The organism is Sphingomonas sp. 2378, from assembly GCF_038084995.1.
Taxonomy (GTDB): Bacteria; Pseudomonadota; Alphaproteobacteria; order Sphingomonadales; family Sphingomonadaceae; genus Sphingomonas.
The window spans coordinates 85,841-93,914 of the sequence record NZ_JAXCMJ010000013.1 but is presented as its reverse complement, the minus strand read 5'-3'; the positions used below and the strand labels follow the sequence as shown (position 1 = coordinate 93,914).

The following is an 8,074-nucleotide window of genomic DNA, read 5'->3' as shown; positions in this document are numbered from 1 at the left end:
GCTGGGGGGTGCCGGGGGGACCGGCGCGGGGGGTGCCTGGCCGTCAGGCGGCCATGCGGTCGTACAGCGCCAGGCGGGCCACCGCCCGGTCCCGGGCGCTGGTATCCATCTCGCGGGGACGTTCGGTCAGCGCCTTGGGCACATTGGCGAAGGCGGACAGGTTGAAGACATTGGCCTGGGCCTTGGCCTTTTCGGGCACGGCCGCCATCCGGTCCACGAAACCGGCCTCGATCGCCTCGGCCGCGTTGAACCAGGTCTCGGCCTTCATCCACGCCTCGATCTCGGCGGTCGACTTGCCGGTCTTGGCGACATAGCCCTCGGTCAGCACGTCATCGATCTTGCCGAGCAGCGTGGCGGTCGCGGTCATGTCCTCGGCATTGCCCATGGCGAAGGTCCAGGCGCGGTGGATCATGTAGAATCCGCCCTCGGCGATCTCGACCGTGTCGCAGGCCAGGGTGAGCGCCGTCGCGGCCGACGCGGCAAGGCCGTCGACGACCGCCGTGAACTCGGCGGGATGCTCGCGGATCGCGGTCATCATCGCCCTGGCCTCGAACACGTCGCCGCCGGGGGAGTTGATGCGCAGCCGGACCTTCGGCGTCGTGATCGCCGCCAGCTCCTTGGCGAAGTCGGCCGCCGACACGCCCCAAAAACCGTCGATCACGTCATAGACGAACAGGGTCGTCGTTTCGGGCCCGGTCGCTTCGCAACGCAGGCCGGAGCCCTTGCCGCGATTGTCCTGGGCAAGATTAAGCAGCTTGCGCGTCATCTGCGGCATTGTCGTCTGGCTCCATGGGAGGGGCGCCATTGTGGCCGATCGGCGCCGGCGCTGGCGGGAAATAGACCTTGTCGGCGTCGGGATCGGCCAGGGGCGGCAGGTTCTTCATCCGCCGCACCTCGTTCTGGCTCATCCAGCCGGGCAGTTGGTTGCCGCCCAGGGCGGCCTTGAAATAGTCGGCCTGCGACTTGCTGTCGCCGACCTGCATCGCCTCGACGTCGAAATCGACGAAATAGCGCGACGCCCTGGCCCCGATCACCGGGAACAGCTTGCGGGTCAGTTCCTTGGCGAACCGGCGGATATGGGGCACGCAGGTGTAAAGCTTGAAGCCGACGGTCATCTGCTCGATGCCGGTGCCCCAGGTGGTCGCCGCCGACGTCTCGCCGATCATGTGCGGCGGGGTGCCGAAGATCCGCGCCACGTCGACGACCGAATATTGCATCAGCTCGAGAAGCTGGGCGTCCTTCGCGCTGACCGAGACCCGCTTCCACTCGCCGCCATTCTCGATCAGCAGCGGATTATGCGCATTGGCAACGCCTTGCGCCCGCTTGCGCAGATACTCCCGGAACGCGGCCCGCTGTTCCTTCGTGACGGTCACGCCTTCGGGGAACTGGAAATAGTCGTTGGTGAGCAGGCCGCGCTCGAACTGGCCGCTGGTATATTCTCGGCTGGCCAGGTTGATGCCGATCGACTGCGCATGGTGGGCGATCGCCGACAGAGCGCGGATGCCGTTGGTGTCGCGGCCCGGACCCCGGAAATGGATCACATAGGAGCCGTGATGCGTCTCGATCGACCCGTCGAGGTTGGTGAACTGGTACCAGATCCCGCCGCCCGACCGGAACGGCAGGACCCGCGCCGGGTGGTAATAGTCGATTCCCGTGATCGTGCCGTTGCGCGCCTGGCGCATCAGGCCATAGCCGTTGCCGCGCAGGAGCATCGCCATCGCCTGAAGCTCGACGAACTCCGGCCCGCTCATCTCCTCGTTCGGTTCGACCTGGAGGAAGCGGTTATACGGATGGTCGGGGACATAGCGCCGCGCGCCCCCGTCGAGATGCTCGTACACGCCCAGCGGCGCCGACATCATCGTCCCGCTGATCAGGGTCACGCACCGCCACACCGCCGAGGAGCGCATGGCCGTTTCCGGCGTCACCTCGATCCCGGCCGCGCGCTGGCCCCAGCCCATCCACTCGAACTGGGAGAAGTCGCCCACGACCGCCGTCGTGCTGTCGACGGCATTCCGCACCGCCGGGGCCAGGCGCGCCGCCTCGGCCGCTGCGGCGCGTTCGGACAGGCGATAGGACGATATGCTCAAGCGCCGTCCTCCCCGTCCCGATCGCCGTCTTCGCCATCGTCGTCGAGGTCGACGACGAAACTGCCGGTGTAGTTTTCCTTGGTGTCGAGCGGCGCATTGTCGGCCGCGCCCACGCCCATGGCGGTGGTCACGATCCCGTCGATGCGCCCGCGCGACCGCTTCTTGTCGAAGGCGCGGTTCTTCTGCCCATCCTCGGTGATCGCGGCATTGGCTGCGCAGCTATAGGTGACGGGAGAGCTGTCGATCACGATCGTGTCCTTCAGGATGCGATCCTCGAGCCGCTCGATCGAGCGGGGCATGCAATATTGCCGGTCCTCGAACATCACGCGCGTGCCCTGGGCGTGGCGCACCATCTTCAGCCCGCTGCCGACCGGTTTGTCCGGCCCCTCATATTTCCAGGCATCGAAACCGATTTCCTCGCAGGCGGATTCGAAGTCGGCGAATTGCGCGGGGTCGAAGACCAGCTCGACCACGTCATGCTCGGCGCAGATCTCGGCGACGCGGGCGGCGACGAAGGTCTTGTCGATCGTCGCACCGGGGACGGCGGTCAAATGGCCGTCCGCCACCCATTCCTCATAAGGGGCCGAATCCCGCTTCGCCCGGTCGGCCAGGCCGTCCTGCGTCGTCCAGTACCAGGTCTTGCACCACAGGATGTTGTCGCCGTCCCGCCACACCGCCGTCAGGGCGGTCAGGTCGTTCTTTTTCGACAGGTCGAGCGATAGCCAGCATGGGCAGCCGCGCAGGATATTCAACGCGTCGTCGTCGATGGGCCCCAGGATCGCGGCCCATTTCTCCTCGTCGATCCAGAAGTCGGCCGCGCCGGTCGGGATGCCGAAATAGAGCCGCTTGACCGAACTGGCGGTGGACAGCCGCGTCTGGGCGGTCAGCACCTCCTCGCGGATGTTCGCGATCGGATAGGTGATATCCAGCGCCGGAAGCGCCTTTCGCCAGCAGGCCTCGTTGGTGAAGACGGTCTCGCGATCGCGCTTGTCGACGCGGGCGACGAAGGCGAACTGCGTATCGTCCCGCTTCTCGCCCCTGGCGATCAGTTGAGCCGTCTCCGAATAGGAAGTGCCGACGATCTGCGAGGTGGCGGGCGTGTTGGTGCCCAGCACCATCATCGCGCTGCCCGCCACCTTGGTGATAGCCCGTCGCCAGATCTCGATCTGGGCGTCGGTCGTGAACTCGTGGATCTCGTCCGCCAGGACCAGGCGCGGACGCGGTCCCGACTGCGCCGACCCGCCCGCCAGCGGCAGGAAGAAGGACTGCGAGCCGGGATGCTCGATCTTCCAGCTATTGTCGCCCTCGCCGCGCAGGACGACGTGGCCCAGCGCCTCCAGCGTGTCGCCGTCGTCATAGCCGGGCACCTGCGCCCGACACATGGCGGTCGCGTCCTTGAACAGGACGTTGGCGGTCTGCTTGTTGGCGGCGATCGAATAGACTTGGGCACGCGGGAAGCCGCACCAGCCCATGACGTACAGGCCCAGGCCCGCCATCATCGGCGACTTGGCCTGCCCCTTGCCGGTCTCGACCCAGGCGGAGCGGAAGCGCCAGCGGCCCTCCGCGTTGACCCAGCCCATGAGCGAGCCGACCACGAACACCTGATAGGGGATCAGGTGGAAGGGCTTGCCCGCCGCCGGGCCATCGGTGATCGTGAACACCGACGGGAAGAAGTCCAGCGCACGCTGCGCCAGCTCGGGCCGCCAGAAATAGCCCCGCCTGGCCGCATCGCGAAGGTCGCGCAGATGGCGTTCGCAGGCATAGCGGACCAGATCGCCCACGACGAAATCGCCGCGGACCGCCGCCTCGGCCCATGCCGTGGTGGGATCTGTCGCCGCCCGGCCGCTAACCCTTCGGCCCAAGGAACTGGTCCGCCCCGGCGGTGCCCCGGCGCTGCTTGGCCACCTTGCCAACCTTGCTCCGGCGACCCGGGGACAGGCCCAGCTGCGCCTCCAGCCGCTCGGCGGTCGTCTCCGCCTCGCGCATCGCCTTGTAATAGATCGACAGCCGGTCGATCGCCTTGCTGTTCTCCTTGTTCGCCTCGGTGACCAGGCCGGTCGCCGCCACCTCGCGCGAGCAGCGGTCGTAGACGATATAGGCCAGCACCAGGCGCTGGAGCGCGTGGCCGTTCGATGACGACAGGATCTCCCGCGACATCATTTCCTGAACGATGCGCCGCCAATGCCCGCGCGCGACCGCCTGCTCATCGGCATTGGGCAACAGCGCGGGCCAATCGGGCTGGGCGACGATCGTCTCGTCGACGGGCGGCTCGGCCGGGGCGGCACGGGTCGGTTTCCTCGCCATGGCACCTCGCTTTCGCCCGAACTTTTTACCTAAAAAATGCTCGCGCAGCGCATGAAGGGGACCGCCGGTGTCCGGGGCGCGGCCGCTTCAGACTTTTGACCCCCCGGGGGGTGTAGGCCGTCGTCGGCGACCATGATCGGCGGTGTCGGCCGCGCGCCTTCCATTCCATTGATGGTCAGGGCTGGTCGGTCGACCGTTGCGTCCGACACCGCGTGCGGCGATCGGCACAGCGTGCCCGAACTGCTCGGCCGTCACCTTCAGGTGGCACGGATCGCACAGGTTCCGGGTGTTGTCGTCAACATCGAGACCACCCAGGGCGAGCGGCGTGATGTGATCGACCACGGTGGCAGCGACCGTCCGGCCCGCCTTCAGGCAATGCTCGCACAGGCCGTTCGTGCGGCGAAGGCGGCGCTGGCGCTGGCGCTGGCCAGCCCGACCGCGAAGCCGCTGGACGGGCTTGATCAGGCGACCAGATCGGTCAGCTTGGCCCGGACGCGCCTGGCTCGCTCGCCTTCCGCGTCCGCCTCCTTGGCCAGCAGGATATCGGCCTGCGACCGCAGCGTGGCGGCGCGGCTGGCCTGCACCTCCTCGGCAGCAGTCAGTTGCTCGGCCAGCTGACCGAGGAAAGACACGATGCCGTCGACCGTCTTGGTCGGCAACATGATGGCGAGCAGCGCAACGATGAACTTCATGGGGCCTCCATGGCGGCGGAAGGCGTCACGACCCGAAACAGGCCGGACACCGGAAAGGAAGGGTGAGGATCACGCCGAAGCCATGTCGATCGACACGGCGCGCCACGAGGCGTCCGGCTGCGGCCGGTCGTAGAAGCGCATATAGGTGCGGGTCGAAACCACCCGCATCGAGTCCCGGATCGCCTCCATGGCCCGCTTCCAGCGCTCGTTGCTGGTCTCGACGCGAAGCAGCATGAACAGCGCGCCGCGATTGATCTTGCCCTGCTGGTCGACCTGGAACACCCGGTTGACGAGCGCCCGCATCTCATGGGCGCTGCCCTCGCTCCATTCGGTCAGGCATTCGTCGACCAGCGCCTTGGCGGCCTGAAGCTCGGGGCCGAACTCCAGCAGGTCCGACACCTGCACCTGCACCTTCATGCAGCCATCGAACGACAACAGGGTGAGGTTGCCCTTGGTGCCGCCCACGGTCGCGCCGTACTGCTGCGCCAGCAACTCCTGGAAGGCGGTGACGCGGTCGAAGGCCCGCCGCTTGAACGCCGCGATCTGCTCGGACAGCGCCCTGGCCTCGACCAGCATGTCCCGCACGGTCTCGTCCATCAACAGGTCCTGCGCCTTCACCGACGCCAGAGGGACAAGCGAGCCCTTCGCGTCGCGCAGATAGGGCTGGCCACCGACATCGATGGCGGCGGGATGCTGGCGGTCGGTCATGCCGCGCTCGGACTGGCGGCGTCGGTCGTCAGCGCGGCGCCGATCCGACCAAAGGTGTCGAAGTCGAGCAACGCCAACTGATTGCGGGCGGCATGCAACTCGGCATGGACCTGCGCCAACCACCGTCGCGTGACCAGAACCGTATCGCGCGGCGCACCCGCGCTCGCGACACGATCGAGTGCGGCCAGATCAAGGGCTTTCGACATCGTCACCATCCTGCGGAACGGCCATCGGCGCTGACCCACAGCGGCGCGGCGGTTGGGCGGGCGTCGGGCCCGCGAAAGGGTTTGACCAGGTCCCGCGCGATGCGGTGCGCCTCGGTCTCCAACTCGTTGTGCTCCGCGACCGATCGCGCCCCCGACCGCACCCGCCGGATCAGCGCCTCCAGCCGATCGCGCGCGGCTTCCAGATCATCGGCGGGGTGGCGCCGCTGCACGCCCGGGGGAGAGGCGGCAGCGGCGCGGCCCGCGACACCGGCGGTCGTGCTACGGTGGGTTTGGGCCATCTCGGCATCTCCAGGACGCAAAAAGGCCCGCCTCCAGGGGGGAGAGGCGGGCCTTCCGGTCAGGTCGCAATTATCGCGGGGTCGAAATGGCCCGAAATATGACCGCTTGGGTAGGGTCTAATTTGGGCCACCCGTCACTCGCCCCGCTGGACCCAGATCGTCCCGTCGCAAAGCGCGTCACCCGGCCTAGCCCCCATCGGCCCGCGAACGTCGCCGGGCCGGTTCATGCGATGCCAACAGGGGTTTTCACGATGGCAGGGCTTGCCGCCTATCGCAGCTTCGCCTTGTCCGACTGCGGGATGGCATTCACGATGGCGGTGACGGCCACGGCATAGGGATGAACGCCTTCGGGCGTCGGCTGGCTGGTCAGGACGGGCCACGTGCCCGGAGCCGCCGCATCGTACCAGAAGGGCCGGGTATCGATATAGGCGGCGATCCGCCCGTCCGCGCCCGCTTGCTTATAGGCCTCAAGCTGCCACTTGAAGCCGCTGCCCCAGCCGCCGCTGGGCGTACCCCATTCGTTGCCCGTCACGGGCGTCTGACTGGCCCGGCTCATCCACAGGTCGGTGCTGGTCGTGCGGGGCAGGACGCCGGTGGCGACCACGCGAACACCCGGATAACGCGCCACGAACCGGTCGATAAAGCCGGTATAGTTGCTCCGCATGGTCGTATATTTGGTGTTCAGGTCGTTCTGGCCCATCTGGTTGACCAGGACCGTGAACGGCAGGGCACGGCCCGTGTTGAACTGCGCCGCCTGGTCCATCACCTGCCAGCGCAGCAGCGCGCCGGTGTTCAGCTCGAGGCTCGATTTGGTGCCCGGCATGCCGATCATGAAATGCGGTACGCGGCCATAGGTCGCATCGGCGGTGTCCAGCCACTTGCGCAGCCAGCCGAGATTGCCGCGCGTGTCGGCCTCGACGGCATATTCCTGACGGGCCTCGCCGATGCTGTCGACCGCGCCGAGCACGACGGGACGGCCGTCCCACCCCTTGGCGACACACAGGTCGGGACCGTAATAGGCCGGCTGCGACTGGCCGCTGCCCGTGTCGAGCGACGGCGTGCTGAAGTCGTTCGGCGTGTCGAGATGCGAAACGACGCTGGCCAGGTCGGTCCCGCCCCACACACGTTCGCCACGACCGGCCTGGATCCGATAGACCGGGATCTGCCTTTCGCCAGCGGCGGTGTGATAGGCGGTGGTCATCGCCACATTGCTATTGGCCGGAATGCCGCCCGCCAGGTCGATCGGATCGGTCCAGACACCTGTCGAACCGCTGTCGATCGTGGCGCTTGCGGCCTCGTTGAACGTCGCGCGAACCTTGGTCGCGCCGATCGCCAGCCAGAAGCCGTCCACGTTCGTCGCGTTGCCCGGCAAGAGCGATTCCTGCGGCGCATTGCCCCCCTCGGTCGACGCAAAGCCCGCAAAATGACAGCGAACGGACGTCACGGCATTTTGCGGCGACCCCACGACGATGCGGGTCATCACGAACGGCGTCTCGCTCGCAGCGGTCAGCAGCGCGCCGCTGGGCATGCGCAGCCGCGTGAAGGCGATCATATACCGCTCGGGATTCCCGGCGGCCGGGGTCGGTGTCGCCGTGGGGGTCGGTGTCGGCGTCGGTGTCGGCATGACGATCGGCAACCCATCGGGTGCATCGAATGCGCCGTTCATCGCGACGGTGCAGCTGCCGATCATCAACGACAGCGCGAGTGGTATGCTGGTCGCAGCGGTACCCATGAATATTGCCCCCAAAACTTATTGATTAATCGGGCAAATGCATGGA

General features: G+C 67.3%; 10 protein-coding genes. All 10 read right to left on the bottom strand.

All coding sequences use genetic code 11. The annotated features are described in order from the left end of the window. Positions 1–43 precede the first annotated feature (43 nt). Positions 44–766: a head maturation protease, ClpP-related gene (locus SM191_RS09165; RefSeq protein WP_341505920.1), complete on the bottom strand. Its 723-nt coding sequence runs from the start codon at positions 764–766 to the stop codon at positions 44–46. Continuing rightward, on the bottom strand, positions 747–2,087 hold the full coding sequence (locus SM191_RS09160) for a phage portal protein (RefSeq protein WP_341505919.1): 1,341 nt from the start codon (positions 2,085–2,087) through the stop codon (positions 747–749). The genes SM191_RS09165 and SM191_RS09160 overlap by 20 nt, the downstream gene beginning before the upstream one ends. Continuing rightward, positions 2,084–3,949: a terminase large subunit gene (locus tag SM191_RS09155; RefSeq protein ID WP_341505918.1), complete on the bottom strand. Its 1,866-nt coding sequence runs from the start codon at positions 3,947–3,949 to the stop codon at positions 2,084–2,086. Before SM191_RS09155 ends, SM191_RS09160 begins: the two co-directional genes overlap by 4 nt. Beyond that, positions 3,933–4,391 (bottom strand): phage terminase small subunit P27 family, encoded by a 459-nt coding sequence (locus SM191_RS09150; RefSeq protein ID WP_341505917.1) that lies wholly within the window; start codon positions 4,389–4,391, stop codon positions 3,933–3,935. Before SM191_RS09150 ends, SM191_RS09155 begins: the two co-directional genes overlap by 17 nt. Positions 4,392–4,478: 87 nt before the next feature. After that, positions 4,479–4,763, bottom strand: a complete 285-nt coding sequence (locus SM191_RS09145) for an HNH endonuclease signature motif containing protein (protein ID WP_341505929.1) — start codon at positions 4,761–4,763, stop codon at positions 4,479–4,481. A gap of 89 nt (positions 4,764–4,852) precedes the next feature. After that, positions 4,853–5,083: a hypothetical protein gene (locus SM191_RS09140; protein ID WP_341505916.1), complete on the bottom strand. Its 231-nt coding sequence runs from the start codon at positions 5,081–5,083 to the stop codon at positions 4,853–4,855. Between the two features lie 69 nt (positions 5,084–5,152). Then, positions 5,153–5,791 (bottom strand): DUF3164 family protein, encoded by a 639-nt coding sequence (locus tag SM191_RS09135; protein ID WP_341505915.1) that lies wholly within the window; start codon positions 5,789–5,791, stop codon positions 5,153–5,155. Beyond that, positions 5,788–5,997: a hypothetical protein gene (locus SM191_RS09130; RefSeq protein ID WP_341505914.1), complete on the bottom strand. Its 210-nt coding sequence runs from the start codon at positions 5,995–5,997 to the stop codon at positions 5,788–5,790. The genes SM191_RS09135 and SM191_RS09130 overlap by 4 nt, the downstream gene beginning before the upstream one ends. 2 nt (positions 5,998–5,999) lie before the next feature. Continuing rightward, positions 6,000–6,296, bottom strand: coding sequence for a hypothetical protein (locus SM191_RS09125; protein WP_341505913.1), 297 nt, complete (start codon positions 6,294–6,296; stop codon positions 6,000–6,002). Positions 6,297–6,564: 268 nt separating this feature from the next. After that, entirely contained in the window at positions 6,565–8,028 is a 1,464-nt protein-coding gene (locus SM191_RS09120; protein ID WP_341505912.1) for an SGNH/GDSL hydrolase family protein, read from the bottom strand. Positions 8,029–8,074 lie beyond the last annotated feature (46 nt).

Bases quoted from the DNA above. Each gene is read 5' to 3' on its own strand.
- SM191_RS09135 (WP_341505915.1), bottom strand. From the start codon at position 5,791: ATGACCGACCGCCAGCATCCCGCCGCCATCGATGTCGGTGGCCAGCCC.
- SM191_RS09120 (WP_341505912.1), bottom strand. From the start codon at position 8,028: ATGGGTACCGCTGCGACCAGCATACCACTCGCGCTGTCGTTGATGATC.
- SM191_RS09150 (WP_341505917.1), bottom strand. From the start codon at position 4,391: ATGGCGAGGAAACCGACCCGTGCCGCCCCGGCCGAGCCGCCCGTCGAC.
- SM191_RS09130 (WP_341505914.1), bottom strand. From the start codon at position 5,997: ATGTCGAAAGCCCTTGATCTGGCCGCACTCGATCGTGTCGCGAGCGCG.
- SM191_RS09165 (WP_341505920.1), bottom strand. From the start codon at position 766: ATGACGCGCAAGCTGCTTAATCTTGCCCAGGACAATCGCGGCAAGGGC.
- SM191_RS09125 (WP_341505913.1), bottom strand. From the start codon at position 6,296: ATGGCCCAAACCCACCGTAGCACGACCGCCGGTGTCGCGGGCCGCGCC.
- SM191_RS09140 (WP_341505916.1), bottom strand. From the start codon at position 5,083: ATGAAGTTCATCGTTGCGCTGCTCGCCATCATGTTGCCGACCAAGACG.